The organism is Herbidospora sp. RD11066 (genome assembly GCF_054661255.1).
Genome location: NZ_BAAGDO010000002.1, coordinates 314,437 through 328,493 on the forward strand (window position 1 = coordinate 314,437; position 14,057 = coordinate 328,493).

Annotated in this window: 18 protein-coding genes and 1 pseudogene; 10 read left to right on the top strand and 9 right to left on the bottom strand. The window is 70.5% G+C overall.

Annotated elements, in window-relative coordinates; translation table 11 throughout:
• Positions 1 to 516: 516 nt before the first annotated feature.
• The gene (locus tag ACYQ78_RS07905; protein ID WP_459800066.1) at positions 517 to 1,224 is read right to left on the bottom strand and encodes an ABC transporter ATP-binding protein; all 708 of its coding nucleotides are present in this window, start codon (positions 1,222 to 1,224) and stop codon (positions 517 to 519) included.
• A 111-nt stretch (positions 1,225 to 1,335) separates the two neighbouring features.
• On the opposite strand from ACYQ78_RS07905, the gene ACYQ78_RS07910 reads away from it, so the two are divergent.
• The 3 genes and pseudogenes from ACYQ78_RS07910 to ACYQ78_RS07920 form a co-directional block, all read left to right on the top strand.
• Positions 1,336 to 2,544 carry a sensor histidine kinase gene (locus ACYQ78_RS07910; protein ID WP_459800067.1) on the top strand — a complete coding sequence of 403 codons (1,209 nt, stop codon included), beginning with the start codon at positions 1,336 to 1,338 and terminating at the stop codon, positions 2,542 to 2,544.
• A 13-nt stretch (positions 2,545 to 2,557) separates the two neighbouring features.
• Positions 2,558 to 3,259 carry a response regulator gene (locus tag ACYQ78_RS07915; RefSeq protein WP_459800068.1) on the top strand — a complete coding sequence of 234 codons (702 nt, stop codon included), beginning with the start codon at positions 2,558 to 2,560 and terminating at the stop codon, positions 3,257 to 3,259.
• 291 nt (positions 3,260 to 3,550) lie between these two features.
• A pseudogene (locus tag ACYQ78_RS07920) lies at positions 3,551 to 3,976 on the top strand (IS5 family transposase); the annotation flags it as partial.
• Here the strand turns inward: ACYQ78_RS07920 and ACYQ78_RS07925 are convergent.
• Positions 3,936 to 4,490 carry an arginase family protein gene (locus ACYQ78_RS07925; RefSeq protein ID WP_459800742.1) on the bottom strand — a complete coding sequence of 185 codons (555 nt, stop codon included), beginning with the start codon at positions 4,488 to 4,490 and terminating at the stop codon, positions 3,936 to 3,938. The pseudogene ACYQ78_RS07920 and the gene ACYQ78_RS07925 overlap by 41 nt on opposite strands.
• Positions 4,491 to 4,587: 97 nt before the next feature.
• On the opposite strand from ACYQ78_RS07925, the gene ACYQ78_RS07930 reads away from it, so the two are divergent.
• The 3 genes from ACYQ78_RS07930 to ACYQ78_RS07940 are packed head-to-tail and all read left to right on the top strand — an operon-like array spanning position 4,588 to position 5,585.
• Positions 4,588 to 4,809 carry a hypothetical protein gene (locus tag ACYQ78_RS07930; RefSeq protein ID WP_459800069.1) on the top strand — a complete coding sequence of 74 codons (222 nt, stop codon included), beginning with the start codon at positions 4,588 to 4,590 and terminating at the stop codon, positions 4,807 to 4,809.
• 30 nt (positions 4,810 to 4,839) lie between these two features.
• Complete coding sequence (locus tag ACYQ78_RS07935) at positions 4,840 to 5,250, top strand: helix-turn-helix domain-containing protein (protein ID WP_459800070.1); 411 nt, start codon at positions 4,840 to 4,842, stop codon at positions 5,248 to 5,250.
• A gap of 2 nt (positions 5,251 to 5,252) precedes the next feature.
• Positions 5,253 to 5,585: a DUF4180 domain-containing protein gene (locus tag ACYQ78_RS07940; protein WP_459800071.1), complete on the top strand. Its 333-nt coding sequence runs from the start codon at positions 5,253 to 5,255 to the stop codon at positions 5,583 to 5,585.
• On the opposite strand, the gene ACYQ78_RS07945 is transcribed toward ACYQ78_RS07940, so the two are convergent.
• Positions 5,569 to 5,865 carry an AzlD domain-containing protein gene (locus ACYQ78_RS07945; protein ID WP_459800072.1) on the bottom strand — a complete coding sequence of 99 codons (297 nt, stop codon included), beginning with the start codon at positions 5,863 to 5,865 and terminating at the stop codon, positions 5,569 to 5,571. The genes ACYQ78_RS07940 and ACYQ78_RS07945 overlap by 17 nt on opposite strands.
• Before the next feature lies 1 nt (position 5,866).
• A complete protein-coding gene (locus ACYQ78_RS07950; RefSeq protein WP_459800073.1) occupies positions 5,867 to 6,511 on the bottom strand; it encodes an AzlC family ABC transporter permease in 645 nt (214 codons plus the stop codon).
• A 67-nt stretch (positions 6,512 to 6,578) separates the two neighbouring features.
• Between ACYQ78_RS07950 and ACYQ78_RS07955 the strand changes: the two genes are divergently transcribed.
• Together ACYQ78_RS07955 and ACYQ78_RS07960 are read left to right on the top strand one after the other, a co-directional pair.
• Positions 6,579 to 7,136, top strand: a complete 558-nt coding sequence (locus tag ACYQ78_RS07955; protein ID WP_459800074.1) for a helix-turn-helix domain-containing protein — start codon at positions 6,579 to 6,581, stop codon at positions 7,134 to 7,136.
• The gene (locus ACYQ78_RS07960) at positions 7,133 to 7,840 is read left to right on the top strand and encodes a pentapeptide repeat-containing protein (protein WP_459800075.1); all 708 of its coding nucleotides are present in this window, start codon (positions 7,133 to 7,135) and stop codon (positions 7,838 to 7,840) included. Before ACYQ78_RS07955 ends, ACYQ78_RS07960 begins: the two co-directional genes overlap by 4 nt.
• 3 nt (positions 7,841 to 7,843) lie before the next feature.
• Here the strand turns inward: ACYQ78_RS07960 and ACYQ78_RS07965 are convergent, their stop codons facing one another.
• Positions 7,844 to 9,091 carry an MFS transporter gene (locus tag ACYQ78_RS07965; protein ID WP_459800076.1) on the bottom strand — a complete coding sequence of 416 codons (1,248 nt, stop codon included), beginning with the start codon at positions 9,089 to 9,091 and terminating at the stop codon, positions 7,844 to 7,846.
• A complete protein-coding gene (locus ACYQ78_RS07970; RefSeq protein ID WP_459800077.1) occupies positions 9,088 to 9,642 on the bottom strand; it encodes an ArsR/SmtB family transcription factor in 555 nt (184 codons plus the stop codon). The genes ACYQ78_RS07965 and ACYQ78_RS07970 overlap by 4 nt, the downstream gene beginning before the upstream one ends.
• Before the next feature lie 204 nt (positions 9,643 to 9,846).
• Here ACYQ78_RS07970 and ACYQ78_RS07975 point away from each other — a divergent pair, with 204 nt between their 5' ends.
• A complete protein-coding gene (locus ACYQ78_RS07975) occupies positions 9,847 to 10,851 on the top strand; it encodes a zinc-dependent alcohol dehydrogenase (protein WP_459800078.1) in 1,005 nt (334 codons plus the stop codon).
• Here the strand turns inward: ACYQ78_RS07975 and ACYQ78_RS07980 are convergent.
• A complete protein-coding gene (locus tag ACYQ78_RS07980) occupies positions 10,841 to 11,245 on the bottom strand; it encodes a hypothetical protein (RefSeq protein ID WP_459800079.1) in 405 nt (134 codons plus the stop codon). The genes ACYQ78_RS07975 and ACYQ78_RS07980 overlap by 11 nt on opposite strands.
• Before the next feature lie 57 nt (positions 11,246 to 11,302).
• The gene (locus ACYQ78_RS07985) at positions 11,303 to 12,160 is read right to left on the bottom strand and encodes a hypothetical protein (RefSeq protein ID WP_459800080.1); all 858 of its coding nucleotides are present in this window, start codon (positions 12,158 to 12,160) and stop codon (positions 11,303 to 11,305) included.
• 38 nt (positions 12,161 to 12,198) lie between these two features.
• Here ACYQ78_RS07985 and ACYQ78_RS07990 point away from each other — a divergent pair, with 38 nt between their 5' ends.
• Positions 12,199 to 12,915: a GNAT family N-acetyltransferase gene (locus ACYQ78_RS07990; RefSeq protein WP_459800081.1), complete on the top strand. Its 717-nt coding sequence runs from the start codon at positions 12,199 to 12,201 to the stop codon at positions 12,913 to 12,915.
• Here ACYQ78_RS07990 and ACYQ78_RS07995 read toward each other — a convergent pair.
• Positions 12,905 to 13,948, bottom strand: a complete 1,044-nt coding sequence (locus ACYQ78_RS07995; RefSeq protein ID WP_459800082.1) for a serine hydrolase domain-containing protein — start codon at positions 13,946 to 13,948, stop codon at positions 12,905 to 12,907. The genes ACYQ78_RS07990 and ACYQ78_RS07995 overlap by 11 nt on opposite strands.
• Between the last annotated feature and the right edge of the window lie 109 nt (positions 13,949 to 14,057).

Here is a 14,057-nt window from a genome sequence, read left to right on the forward strand (position 1 = left end):
AGACGCCGGGGCCGTCGACCGTGCCGGACACGGTGTACGTCGCCGGGCCGTGCACGGTCAGCACGGATACCTGTGCACCCGGAGCGAGACCCAGGGACCGGTTCAGAACCACCTCGCCCTCGCGAGGGGCCGCGCCCGCTGTAAGCGGGTAGGGCGCGAGCATGGCCGTCGACCAGGCGTGGCCTCGCTCGGAGGGTGCGGGGCGGCCTTCGATGATCGGTTGTGCGTAGAACGTCTGGTCGGGGATGGCGTGGGTCACCTCGGGGATCGACTTCAGTTGGTTCAGTAAGGCCGTTACCTGCGCGGGTGACCAGGGGCGGTCGGGCGCGAAGTTGCCGTCTGCCCGCTCGGTCTTCGGCACCGTGACGAACACTGGGGTCCCGGCCAGCCGGTCGGGTACGCGTGGCCCTGCCGAGGCCAGGGCCAGGACGCTCATCGAGACCAGGGCCGTGCCGAGGAACAGGACGACGAAGCCGCCGGCGAAGGTGTGCCAGCGCTCTCGGACGGTCGCGAAGCTCAACATGTGCCCGCCATCCGGGCCGCGATGCTCTCGGCGGTGAGGGTGCCGGTGAATTCGTCGACCACGCGACCGTCTTCCAGGTAGAGGACCCGGTCGGCGTAGGAGGCCGTCACCGGATCGTGGGTCACCATGATCATCGTCTGTCCGTGATCGTCGACCAGGCCGCGCAGCATGCCGAGGACCTGGCGTGAGGTGGCGGTGTCGAGCTGGCCGGTGGGTTCGTCGGCGAAGACCACGGCGGGGCGGGTGATCAGCGCCCGGGCGATGGCGACCCGCTGTTGCTCGCCGCCCGACAGGCCGTTCGGCCGGTGGCGGGCGCGGTCGGCGAGGCCGACCTCCGCCAGGGCCCGGTGCACGAGGTCGGGGGAGGCCGGGCGACCGGCCAGGCGCAGGGGCAGGGCCACGTTCTGTTCGGCGGTCAGCGCCGAGACCAGGTTGAACGCCTGGAAGACGAAGCCGACGCGCTCACGCCGCAGCACGGTCAGGCCGTGTTCGTTGAGCGAACCCAAGTCGGTGCCGTCGATGACGACCGTTCCCTCGGTCGGGCGGTCGAGACCGGCCGCGCAATGTAACAGGGTCGACTTCCCCGAGCCGGACGGACCCATGATCGCCGTCAGGGTGCCCGCGTCGAAGGCGGACGTCACGCCGTCGAGCGCCGTCACCGTGCCGTAGGTGCGGCGTACCGCTTCCAGTCGAACTCTCATGGCGTCCAGCGAACTCCACCCGCACCGGCCGGCGCATTGGTGCTGCGGCGAGGGACGACAGTAGTCCTGGCACTACCGTGCCCGCCCGGCCTGATCGGTTACGGTCGGGGCGTGCTGATCCGAACCGCCATGTCGGCGATGACGCTTCGGCCACTGGCTTTCCTCAGCTCGTCATGGCCGTGGCGTTCCCTCGCCTATCTGCTGTGCAGTGCGTTCTACGCGGTGACCGCGTGCCTGCTGATCTACACGGCCTACCTCTATGGCACGGGGGTGGCGACCCTCGCCGCCGTGCTCGTCCTGGTGGTGCTGGCGCTGCCGGCGGCGGCGTTCGAGCGGTGGCGGCTACGGCTGGTCGACCGTGTTCCCGCAGGCCGGCCGCATGTGAAGCCGCCGAAGAAGGGTCTGCGGGCCTGGTTCTCCACGCGGGCGCGGGAGCAGGCCACCTGGCGGGATCTCGGGTTCACGGTCGTCGCGTTGACGGTGCTGTGCTGGATGGATCTGGGGTTGGTCTCCTCCGCATTCTGGTTGCCGCTGTTGCTGATGTCGGGGCCGTTCCAGCCGAGCATGCACTGGACCGACGGCCTGCCGCTGGCCTTGGCCGGGGTGCTTCTGGTGCCGCTCTCGGCTTACATGCTGACGGCGTGGGCGGGCACCCGGGCCATGATCACGCGGGCGGTGCTCGCACCCGGCGACGCCGAGATCATCCGCTCGCGGGCCCGGCTGGTCGACGCGTTCGAGGCCGAACGCCGCCGCATCGAGCGCGACCTCCACGACGGCGCCCAGCAGCGGCTGGTCTCCCTCAGCATGAAACTCGGCCTGGCCCGGCTCGACCTGCCGCGTGGTTCGCCCGCCGAGAAGCAGATCGCGGAGGCTCACGAAGAGGCCAAACGCGCCTTGGCGGAGCTGCGGGAACTCATCCGTGGCATCCACCCACAGGTGCTCACCGACCGGGGGCTGGGTGCGGCCGTGGAGGACGTGGCGGGGCGGGCGCCCATCCCCGTCGACGTCGACGTCTCGCTTTCCGGCCGGTTGCCGCCGCCGGTCGAGGTCACCGCCTACTACGTCGTCTCCGAAGCGATGACGAACATCGCCAAGCACAGTGAGGCCCGCCAGGGCTTCGTGTATGTCCGGCTCCACGATGGTGTGCTGGTGCTGGAGGTCCGCGACGACGGAGTGGGCGGCGCCGACCCGGCGGCCGGATCGGGGCTAGCGGGTCTGGCCGACCGCGTCGCCGTCACCGACGGCGTGATGACCCTGTCGAGCCCGCGAGGCGGCCCTACTTCGCTGCGGGTGGAGATTCCATGTACTGTCTCCGGCTAGCCCGGCGGCGATCATGCCTCCATGCCGGGGAGCGACGTCAGACGAACCCGGTGGAGATCCCGTGCCGCGCCTTCGAGTAGCTCTGGCCGAAGACGACGTGCTGCTGCGCGAGGGGCTCGTCGGGCTCCTCGCCCGGTTCGGTCATGACGTCGTCGCCTCGGTCGGCGACGGCGACGCGCTGGTCACCGCCGCGACGGAACACGAACCCGACATCGTCGTCACCGACGCCCGCATGCCGCCCGGCTTCAGCGACGAAGGTCTGCGGGCCGCGCTCGCCCTGCGCGCCGCCCGCCCACGGATGGCGGTCCTGGTGTTGAGTCAGTACGTCGAACAGACCTACGCCGCCGAACTGCTCGACTCGGGTGGCGGCGCGGGCATCGGCTACCTGCTGAAGGACCGGATCGGTGACGTGAGCGAGTTCGTCGACGCGGTCGAACGCGTCGCCGCCGGGCACACGGTCGTCGACCCCGAGGTGGTGCGGCAACTGCTCGGCCGCCGCCGCGAGCCGCTCTCCCGGCTGACCCCGCGCGAACGCGAGGTTCTCGGTCTCGTGGCTGAGGGGCGGTCGAACGCCGCCATCGCCCGTGCTTTGGTGGTCACCGAGGCGGCGATCGCCAAGCACATCGCCGGCATCCTGACCAAGCTCGACCTTCCCCCTGCCGAAGACGACCACCGGCGCGTGCTGGCCGTGCTCGCGTACCTGAGAAGACGCTGATCAGAGGAAGCGGCTCGGGCACCGGATACTCCGCAGCTGGCATCCCGAGGTGTTCGCCGAGTCGGCGTTGGGTGGAGCCCGGGCCTCCGCCGAGCTGAAGCGGGCCGGTGTGAGGCATCGGCTCACGATGGGGGTGTCAGCTCGAAACCAGCCTCTGTGCGTGCCGATTCGGAAGCAGGTTCGGAAGCGAGAACGATCCGCTACTTGTCCGGCTGTCCGTCCAAATGGGGTGGCGGCCGGGACAAAGCATGGCGATCTGGTGCTGGCGGGTTTGGCTGTCCGGCTGCCGGAGGGTTAGGCCGCTCGCGCGGTGGGCTCGGCACGAAGATCCACCTGGCGGTCGACGGCCGATGCCGCCCCTTGTCGTTCCTGCTCACTGAGGGGGCAAACCGGTGACAGCCCGCAGGCGAGTGCGGTGCTCGACCGCATCCGGGTGCCGCTCATAGCTGCAAGCCCCGGCCCAGGACCCGCCCGGTCAGCGTCGCGGCCGACAAGGCCTACAACTCCCGGGCCAACCGCTTCGATCTGCGCCGCTACACCATCCGGCACATCATTCCCGCGCCCGACGACCAGAAGGCGCATCGCCGCCGGCAGCGGGTCGGTCGATGGCCGTCCGCTGGTTTCGATCCGGTCCGTGACGTGGGCCGCGACATGGTCGAGCGGGCGATCAACCGGCTCAAGCAGTTCCGGGCCGTTGCGACCCGCTACGACAAACGATGTACACATAGACCGGCCCGCTCAACCCCGCGAAAGCGCGATGCAGGTCCGCGACCGCATATCGCCGGATGCCATGTTCCACCAGGTAGTCGTGCTCGGAGTCGGCCCCGGCCCGCTCCCCAGCGATGATCACCTGTTCAGGTCTCAGGGGCCGGGCAGGCACCAGCCCCGCTGGCCCGTCGTCCAGCAGCGCCCGGACGACCATCCCGTGAAACGTCCCCGATGGAAGCGCAGAAGGCCTGTACACATCAGGGTGCGCGTCGATCCACAACACCGTGAGCAGTAAAGGGCATGCGCAGCAGCGACGCAGTCCCCGCCTACGGCGAGGACGCGATCGTCGATCTCCGCGAGCATCTCGACGGTCCGTTGGTGGATCTCGATCAGGGTGTCCCGGGCGCGGATCCCACCGGCCTTCGGCGAGGTCCCCGGCACCGTGACGACGGGCATCCCGGTCGGAGCCGCAGTCCTCCGCCAGGCGAAACGCCCAGTCGGACGCCGAGCCTGCGGTACGCACAGAACCGTCGCCATCCAGGATTTCCCATCCCAAAGTCGAGCCGCCCGGCGACCTTCGGCCGAGCCCCCGTGACCGGTGCCACCCCTACCGTCGACCCATGCGTAAAGTCCCCCGGCTGCTCGGTCTGCTGCTGTTCGTCATGGGTGTCAGCGGCACGATCGACCATCTCGCCGTCCAGCCGTTCATGGGCATTCTGTTCAACGCCCCCAACCGGTGGATCTTCGAGCGGCTGGAGTTCTTCGAGGGCCGTGAGATCTTCGCGAACCTGTCGCTCGCGTTCGTCGGGGTCATCTTGGTCGCCTTCTCGCTCCGGCGCTAACCTTCCCTATCGTTCCCTATAATGGGGAAGATGCAGCCCTATTCCGTCGAGCAGGTCGCCAATCTTCTGGGTCTTCACGTCAAGACCGTTCGCAACTACGTGCGTGACGGGAAGCTGAAGGCGGTCCGCATCGGCAAGCAATATCGCATCACCCGCGACGACCTGGAGGCGTTCACCGGTCAGCCGGTCGTTCCCGAGACGGTGCGGCGGCAGCGGGGGGTCGAGGTGTCGGCCGTCGTCCAGATCGACGCGATCAGCCGGGATCGGACCGATCGGCTCTCCAACGCGCTGATCGCGGTGGCCAACTCCGGTGGGGAGCAGCAACTGCGGGTCGAGACCATCTACGACGAGGTCAGGGCCACGTTGAAGATCATCGTCATCGGGGGCGCGGCCGACACCGCCGCGCTGCTGACCATCATCGACACCCTCTCCAAGGACTGACCGTGCACTACGTTCTCCCCGCCGACGGGCCCCTGATCGCCACCGAGGCCGACGCGCTCGACGTCATCGGCGCCACCTTCGGACAGGACGTCACCTGGGTGGTCATCCCGGCCGAGCGGCTCGCCGACGCGTTCTTCTCCCTGCGGACCGGGCTCGCGGGTGCGATTCTGCAGAAATTCGTTCAGTACGGCTTCCGCCTCGCCGTCGTCGGAGACGTCTCCCGCCACATCGAGGCCAGTGACGCCTTCCGCGATCTCGTCCGGGAGAGCAATCGGGGGAACCAGACCTGGTTCCTGCCGACGCTGGAGGAGTTCCAGGTCAGGGCACCCCGATGAGACGCAGCAGGGCCGTGGTCGCGGCCGCCGCGATGACGATCACGGGGAACGGGGCCTTCCGCAGGGCCAAGACGCCTGCCACGACCACCCCGGCGGGGCGGGCGTAGCCGCCGAACGACGACGTCACGACCAGGGCGAACAGCAGCACCAGTGCCGCGGTGGACAGCAGGGCCTCGAGGCGGGGCGGAAGACGTACACGATCACGGAAAAGGGGGCCGGCCAGCCGGAACGCGAGCGTTCCGGCGGCGAGGGCCGCGATGGCGGCGATCGGCATGTCCATCTCAGGACTCCTTGGGGCGGGCCAGCAGGCCCAGCAGCGAGAGCAGGACCGGCACCCCGGCGGGGAAGACCGCCGAGGCGGCCAGGGCGATGACGCCGCCGGTCAGCACGGGGATCCGCACGCCCTTTTCGGTCAGGGCGGGCATGATCAGGGCGACCAGGACGGCGGGGAAGGCCGCGTCCAGGCCGAACGCCGCCGTGTCGCCGATGACGGTTCCGGCGAACGCGCCGACCACGACCGAGGCGTTCCAGGCGGCGAACAGGGCGAGACCGCTGGTCCAGAAGTAGTCGTGACGTTCCCTCGCGTCGCGGCCCTTCAGGGCGAACGCGACCGTTTCGTCGGTGATCAGGTGGACGCCCGCAAGACGGCCCTTCACCACGTCGGCGACGGCGAAGCCGAAGGGGAGCAGCCGGGCGTTCAGCACCAATCCGGTCGCGACCGCCGCGACGATCCCGCCGCCGCTCATGACGATGCCAATTGCGGCGAACTGGGCGCCTCCGGCGAAGACGATCAGGGACATCACCACGGGCACCCACGGGTCGAAGCCGCCGGAGACGGCGATCGCGCCGAAGGAGGCCCCTACGATGGCGTCGGCCACGCAGACCAGGGTGATGTCGCGCAGGGCCGTTCGCGATATCGAACGCATGGCCATTAGAATGAACACAACGGACATCGTTCGTCAAGGCGAACAATCGGACTCGTGGAGCGAACGCTTGGACACCTCCGCCGCGTTGATCACGCTCATCGCCGCGTCGATCCGCCGGGAACGCGAACGCACCGCGCTGTCGCTGACCGAGCTGGCCAAACGCGCCGGGATCGCCAAGTCGACACTGTCACAGCTCGAATCGGGCGCCGGGAATCCCAGCGTGGAGACCCTGTGGGCGCTCGCGGTCGCGCTGGACGTGCCGATCAGCCGCCTGATCGATCCGCCCCGGCCGCATGTGCGGGTGATCCGCGCGGGGGAGGGGCCGGTCACGCACTCCGAGCGGGCCGACTACGCCGCGACGCTGCTGGCCTCCTGCCCGCCGGGGGCGCGGCGCGACCTGTTCCGGATCGACGCCGAACCGGGGGAGGCGCGCACCTCCGACCCGCACAATCCGGGCACGATGGAGCACGTGATCGTCGGACGGGGACGGGCGCTGGTCGGGCCGAACGAGGGGCCCGTGGAGCTCGGACCGGGCGATTACATCACCTACCCTGGCGACGTGCCGCATGTCTTCCGGGCACTGGAACCCCAGACCACCGCCGTGATCGTCATGGAGCACGTGTGACCGACCTGCACGCCGACTGCGGCTCCTGCGCAGGTCTGTGCTGCGTGGAGCTGCCGTTCACCAAATCGGCCGATTTCGCCGTCGACAAGCCGGCCGGGAAGCCCTGCGCCCACCTGGCCGGCGACTTCCGCTGCCGCATCCACGACCGGCTGCGCGAGAGCGGCTACCAGGGCTGCGTGACCTTCGACTGCTTCGGCGCCGGTCAGCGCGTCACCCAGGCCCGGCTCGACGTCGCGCTCTTCCCGCTGATCCGCCAGCTGCACGAGCTGCTCTGGTACCTCGAAGAGGCTTCCCGGTACGGCTACGCCGCCGACCTGCACAAAGAGACCGAAGCGCTGGCGGCGTCCCCGGTGATCGACCCAGCACAGATCGGCGAGTTGCGGGGCCGGGTCGGGGTCCGGCTGGGGGAGATCAGCGAGCAGGTACGCGGCCGGGTCAAGGAGATGCGGCGTGATCTCGTGGGGGCCAAACTGCGAGGTCAGGACCTGCGGAACGTGAGCCTGCGCGGGCGTCTGCTCATCGGGGCCGACCTGCGCGGCGCCGATCTCCGGAAGGCCGACCTGCTGGGCGCCGACCTGCGCGGGGCCGATGTGCGGGGAGCGGATCTGCGGGGCGCGCTGTTCCTGACCCGCCCTCAGGTCGCCGCCGCCCGAGGCGATCAGGCGACCCGGCTCGACCTCGAACGTCCCGCGCACTGGGTCTGAACCTTACTTTGTTAAGGACTCGGCCGGGGTGAGCGGCGCCGATCTCATCTCCCGCCATTCCGGCCGCAGCCCCGTCAGTGTCGTCGTCAGGAAGTACGCCACCCCGCACGCCACCAGCACCGGAACCAGCCCCGTGGCCGCAACTGCGGCACCGGCCAGCAGTCCGCCGAGGGGGATGCCCGACCACGCCACCGCGTCGCTGAGCGAGTTGACCCGGCCGAGCATCGCCCGGGGGACCCGTTCGAAGTAGATCGCACCGATGATCGGGTTGAGGAAGCCGCCGCCGAAGCCGCCGATCGCGAAGACCGTGATGACCGCCCACAGTGGCACGTCCACGGCCAGGATCAGGAACCTCGGGGCGCCGATGACCAGGAAGCCGAGGAAGAACACCAGCCGCCGGGGCAGCCGGTGGGCCACCATCGCCGCGATCAGCGCGCCCGCCACCGCCGAGATGCCCATGGCGCTGGAGGCCAGGCCGATCGCGGCCGGGCCGCCGCCGCTCTCCTTGGCCCAGACCGGGAGCAGCAGGGAGCTGAACGCGGCGTCGAGCAGGTTCGTGACGCCGACCATGATCGTGATGGTCAGCATGAGGCGCTCGCCTCGCAGGAACGCGAAGCCCTCGCCGAAGCGGCGCCAGTAGCCGGTCCGCGGGCCCGTTTCCGCGGGTCGGTGGCCCATGTCCCTGGGCAGGACGGTCGCGACGATCACCGAGCCGAGCGCGAAGCAGACGGCGTTGACGACCAGGCCGACCATCGGCCCGGTCAGTGCCACGAGCACGCCGGCGACGGCGGGGCCGACCGTGGAGGCCAGGCGTTCGGCGACGCCAGCGAGCCCGGCGGCCCGTTCGAGGGGGATGCGGCCGCGTTCGGCCGCCTCGGGGACCATGATCTCTTTGGCCAGGTCGCCGGGGCCGCGTACCCCGCCGATGACCGCCACCAGGACCAGCAGCAGCGGGAACGACAGTAACCCCGCGACGTGCAGGGCCGGGATCGTGGCGGCCGCGGCGGCGCTGACGGCGTCGGCCCGCCAGGAGATCTTGCGTGGCCCGACCCGGTCGACCACTGGGCCGGAGAGGGCTTTGACCAGCACGTACGGGGCCATCTCGCAGAACGCGACCAGGCCGGTCTGGGCGACGCTGCCGGTGGTGACCAGCACGAACCAGGGGATCGCGATCGACGAGACGCGGGTGCCGGTGAGCGCGACGAGGGAGGCGGCGAACAGGCCCGCGACCGGGCGCCAGGTGCGGGTCATGACGGCTCCGGCAGGGAGTGGATGACGATCACCACGCGCTCGGCGTCGTCGGGGGCGGTCGCGCCGTCTTGGCGGTAGCGGCGGACGACGGCGTGGAGCTCTTCCATGAGGCCGTTGGCCTCCTCGGGGGTGACGCGAAGCGACCAGTCGCTGAGGTCGAAGATGTCGCGCCACTCACGGGGCATCGTCTGGTAAGCGGCCAGCGTGCGCTCGGCGCGCTGATGCTGAGTGGTGGCGACCGACTGGAGGTACATCAGCGCGGCCTCGGGCTCCTGGTCGGCGAGGTCGCGGTCGGTGAACTCGGTACTCCAGTGGACCGCCCGCCACCAGCGCTCGCGGCCGTTTCCGCGGTTGACGTCCTCGTCGACGAACCCCGCCGCGGCGAGTTGCCGCAGGTGGTAGCTGGTGGCGCCGGAGGTGAGGCCGAGGCGGTCGGCCAGACCCGTGGCGGTGTGGGGGCCGTAGAGCCGCAGCAGGCCGAGCAACTGCACCCGCAGCGGGTGGGCGAGCGCGCGGAGGCCCTTGGCGTCGAGCGAGACGGCATCGTTCATGCGGACCACCATAAACCGCAAACAACTCTTTGCAAAGAACTCTTTGCGGTCGAGGTGCGGCGCCGCTCGCGGTCTCTTCTTTGCTCCGTTACGGCTCACGCCCACCCCGGCACCGCCCGCCGCGCCCGGCCCGCTTCGTATCCGGCGCCAACCGGTCGCGGTCGGATCAGCCCGAAACGGGTATTCGTGTGCGCAAATAGGAGCATGCGCGCATTCGTCATCACAGGGCCGTTTCGGGGCGAGGTTCAGGACGTCGAACCGCCCGTCCCGAAACCCGGAGAGGTGATCGTCCGGGTCGAGCGGGCCGGGGTGTGCGGGACCGACGCCGAGTTCTTCACCGGTGAGATGGCCTACCTGCACGACGGGCAGGCCCGCTACCCCCTCCGCATCGGCCACGAGTGGTGCGGCGTGGTGACCGCCCTCGGCGCGGGCGTCTCCGGCGAGTGGCTCGGGCGCCGGGTCACCGGGGACACCATGCTCGGCTGCCAGAAGTGCGCGAGGTGCGATGCCGGCCGGCAGCACCTGTGCGCGGAGAGGTTCGAGATCGGGATCCGGTACGGCTACCCGGGTGCCCTGGCCGAATTCCTTCCCGTCCCGGTCTTCGCGCTGCACGCGCTACCCGACAGCGTTGGGCCGACGCTGGGCGCGCTGGTCGAGCCGGGCGGGAACGCGCTGCGCGCCGTCCGGGCCGCCCAGGTGAGGCCGGGCCGGCGGCTGCTGATCCTCGGGCCGGGGACGATCGGCCTGCTGGCGGCCATGTTCGCGGTGGCCGAAGGCGCCGAGGTCCATCTGCTGGGCCTGTCGGCCGGGTTCGCCCGCTCGCTCGGTTTCACCTGCCACACCGAGGTGCCCGACCTGCCGTTCGACGCCGTGATCGACGCCTCCAACGCCGCCGCGCTGCCCGCTCTGGCCGTCGACGTGGTCGAGCCCGGTGGCAGGGTCGTCTTCATCGGCCTGGCCGGGGAGCCCAGCCTGGTCGACACGCGGGTGATCGCGCTCAAGGACCTGCGGGTCACCGGGGTGCTCAGCGCGTCGGGCGGCCTGTCGGGCACGATCGACCGCTACGCCTCCGGCGCCGTCGACCCGACACCTCTGGTCGCCGCGACCGTCGGCCTCGACGACGTGGCCGGGGTACTGGACGGGGTGCTGGCCGGGAAGCCGCACCCCGACCGGCCACCCAAGATCCACATCGACCCGGTCAGTCGTTGACGGACCTCTTCAGCAGGCGCAGCAGCTTCGGGTACGTCGGCAGCCGCCGGACCTCGGCCAGCGCCGCCCGGTATTCCGGGGTGGCCAGCAGCGGGTCGAGCGCCGGGTCGAACGGCGACTTGGGGTCGACGTTCCGTAGGTAGGTGCGCAGGTCGGCGCCGTCGATCCGGATCGACTTGTACTCGTCGAGCAGCCGGGGCAGCGACGGTTCGATCATGGTCGCCCGCCCCGACAGGGCGAGTTGCCGCAGGAAGTTGAGCTTTCCGGCTTTGACCAGGTAGTAGGCGGTCTGTCGGTCGGGTGCCGGGCGGGCCTCGGCCGATGCGGGGGAGAGCACGGCGGAGACGGCGAGCGGCAGGATCGCGATGGCCAGTCGTCGCAGCGTAGTCCTCATGCGGCCGACCCTAGGGACGCCGGCCCCGTGGAAGCGCGCGACAGGACGGCGGCTTTCTCAAATCCACACGGAACGATCGTCCACATAAGGGGCGAGCAGCCCCGCCATCAGAGGGTCGCCCTCGCCGTGCAGGTCGTCGGCCGCGATCCCGCGCGCGATGCCCGCCAGCAGGTCGGCCACCTGGATCCGGGCGTCGAGGTGCGAGTCCTCAAGGCGGAGTTCGGCCAGGGGACCGGCCTGTTTGAGCAGGTCGATGCGGGCCTCGGTGAGGGTGGTCTGGCGGTCGTGCACGATCGTCACCGGGCGTCCACCGCCCCAGTATTCGACGGCCCGCACGATCGCCGGCAGCAGCGGATCGAGCGGCGCGGCGGTGGCGGGGTTGCGGGCCAGCCGGGTCCGCAGGTCCTCGACCTGCGGGCGGGCCTTGCCCAGGCGGCGCATCAGGTCACCGGCCTCGCCGGGGATCAGGGACAGTTCGTCGACCAGCGCGAACACCTCGGCGACCGGCCGGTCGGTGTAGGGGCGCATGAGATCGTTGAACCCCTCCAGCAGCTCCTTCCATCGGCCGCCGAACGCGGCGGGGCCGAGCAGGTAGAGCCGGTCGCCCTCGTCGCCGAACAGGTCGGCGATGCGGCGGGTCATGTAGAGGGTCTTGTCGGTCAGATGGACCCGAGCGTGGCCGTGGAGGGGCCCGGTCGGGCCGAGCAGCCACTGGAGCGCCAAGCGGTGTTTGGCCCGGCGGATGACGAACGACTTGTACTCGGTGATGGGGGAGGGCGCGCGGTGCCGGACCTCGTCCATGCAGGCGGCGGCCTGGTCGAGGGTGAGCGCGACACCGGCGTGGGCGAAGACGTCGGTCACCCCGCCGATGAGCTTCTCGCCCTCGGCGCCCGACTCGTCACACCCGATCTCCATGTCATCAATTAGACATGACGGGCATTACGGTGCAGTTCATGGAGCAACCCGAGTGGTGGAGACTCGAACGCAGCGCCGCCCGCGCCTGGCCGGCCGCCCACTCCGAGGAGCGCGACGGCTGGCTCCTCCGCAGCACCCCTGCCGTGGCCCGGCGCCGGACCAACTCCGCGCTGCCCCTCCACGGAGCCACCCCCTCGATCGACGCCGTCGAGCGTTACTACCGCGACCTCGGCCTGGCGGTCTGCGTCCAGATCAGCCCGGCCGACGCCCACACCGAACTCGACGGGACGCTGGCGGGCCGGGGCTACCGCCGCGACGCCCCGACGCTGATCCTCACCGCGCCGGCCTCGGGCTTCGCACCCGGCGAGGCCGCCGCTCACATCGACCGGGACCGCTGGCCCGAGATCTTCCACGCCCTCGACGACCGGTCCACCACTCTGGGGGTCATCCTGCGGATGCCCGAGCCGGTCGCGATGTTCGCCGCGACCGTCGAGGGTGAGGTCGCGGGGATGGGCGTCTTCGCCGCCGATGGCGACTACGCCGGGGTGTTCTGCATGGTCACCCATCCGCGTCACCGCCGGAAGGGGGTCGCCTCGGCGGTGCTGGCGGCGGGGGCGGCCTGGGCGGGGAAGCAGGGCGCCCGGTGTCTCTACCTTCAGGTCGAGGAGGACAATCCGGGCGCCAGAGCCCTCTACGCGCGGCACGGGTTCACCCTGTCGCACGGATACCACTACCGGATCCTGGCTACCGGCTGAAGACCTCCGACAGCAGCCGCTCCACCGCCTTGTGGAAGGGGGCGGCCAGCGACATCTCGGCGTCGTCGACGTAGGTGACCGAGGCGGTGAGGGTGGTGGCGGCGTCGGGCGTGCTGTACATCAGGGTCGCGTAACCGGTGAGGCCGCCATTGTGGAACAGCAGGGCGCCGTCCTCCTGCACGAACAACCCGAGGCCGTAGCCGATCTTGGGGTCGGGGGTGCGCATCTCGTCCAGCAGAGCCTCCGGGAGGAGCCTCCCGGTGACCAGGGCGGAGATGAACGTGTGGAGGTCCGCGGTGGTGGAGATCATGTCGCCGCCGGTGGCGACCCACGAGGGGTTCTGGCGGGTGACGTCGACAATCGTCTCCCGGCCGTCCTCCTCGTAGCGGTAGTAGGCGTGGGCGTGCGGGCCGGGGATCTCGGTGCCGGTGCCGGGGAGCGAGGTGCCGGTCAGGCCGAGCGGGGCGATGATCAGGCGGTCGGTCTCGTCGGCGAGGGAGCGGCCGGTGACGTGCTCGACCAGCAGCCTGGCCAGCACGTAGTTGCTGTTGGAGTAGCTCCAGCCGGTGCCGGGCTCGAACCGGGCGGGCTTCGACAGGGCCAGCCGGGCCAGTTCTTCGGGGGTGTACGTCGTGAAGCGCGCCTCCACCCACTCCTTGCCGAGCACGGTGATCCCCGGGGCGATCGTCCCGTCGTCGTAGACCTCGCCGGTGTGGCTGAACACGCCGCTCGTGTGCTGGAGCAGCATCCGCACGGTGATCCTCGGGTCGAGGTCGAAGCCGGGCAGGTGGTCGGCCACCGAATCGTCCAGGCCGAACCGGCCCTCGGCGACGAGCTGGAGCACCACGGTCGCGGTGAAGGTCTTGGTGACGCTGCCGACCCGGAACAGGCCGTCGGCCGGGGGTTTCTCGGTCCCGCCCAGCTCGCGGACCCCGGCGGTGCCGGTCCACGCGCCTTCCGGGGTGGTGACGCGCAGCTGCATGCCGACGAAGCCGGTCTCGACGATGTCCTCGATGGTGCTCTGAAGGTCCATGGGGCAACCGTCGCCGACCGCGCTGACACCGGGCGGACACGGCGCTGACACGACTACTCCGGCGGATGTATTCCGGTGACCCTCCCGCGCACGACGCGGCGCGCGCCGG

Coding starts and splice junctions, on each gene's coding strand:
- ACYQ78_RS07965 (WP_459800076.1), bottom strand. CDS start 9,091: ATGACCCGCACCTGGCGCCCGGTCGCGGGCCTGTTCGCCGCCTCCCTC.
- ACYQ78_RS07915 (WP_459800068.1), top strand. CDS start 2,558: ATGCCTCCATGCCGGGGAGCGACGTCAGACGAACCCGGTGGAGATCCC.
- ACYQ78_RS07980 (WP_459800079.1), bottom strand. CDS start 11,245: ATGAGGACTACGCTGCGACGACTGGCCATCGCGATCCTGCCGCTCGCC.
- ACYQ78_RS07970 (WP_459800077.1), bottom strand. CDS start 9,642: ATGAACGATGCCGTCTCGCTCGACGCCAAGGGCCTCCGCGCGCTCGCC.
- ACYQ78_RS07950 (WP_459800073.1), bottom strand. CDS start 6,511: ATGCGTTCGATATCGCGAACGGCCCTGCGCGACATCACCCTGGTCTGC.
- ACYQ78_RS07935 (WP_459800070.1), top strand. CDS start 4,840: ATGCAGCCCTATTCCGTCGAGCAGGTCGCCAATCTTCTGGGTCTTCAC.
- ACYQ78_RS07985 (WP_459800080.1), bottom strand. CDS start 12,160: ATGGAGATCGGGTGTGACGAGTCGGGCGCCGAGGGCGAGAAGCTCATC.
- ACYQ78_RS07975 (WP_459800078.1), top strand. CDS start 9,847: ATGCGCGCATTCGTCATCACAGGGCCGTTTCGGGGCGAGGTTCAGGAC.
- ACYQ78_RS07945 (WP_459800072.1), bottom strand. CDS start 5,865: ATGGACATGCCGATCGCCGCCATCGCGGCCCTCGCCGCCGGAACGCTC.
- ACYQ78_RS07995 (WP_459800082.1), bottom strand. CDS start 13,948: ATGGACCTTCAGAGCACCATCGAGGACATCGTCGAGACCGGCTTCGTC.
- ACYQ78_RS07905 (WP_459800066.1), bottom strand. CDS start 1,224: ATGAGAGTTCGACTGGAAGCGGTACGCCGCACCTACGGCACGGTGACG.
- ACYQ78_RS07990 (WP_459800081.1), top strand. CDS start 12,199: ATGGAGCAACCCGAGTGGTGGAGACTCGAACGCAGCGCCGCCCGCGCC.
- ACYQ78_RS07930 (WP_459800069.1), top strand. CDS start 4,588: ATGCGTAAAGTCCCCCGGCTGCTCGGTCTGCTGCTGTTCGTCATGGGT.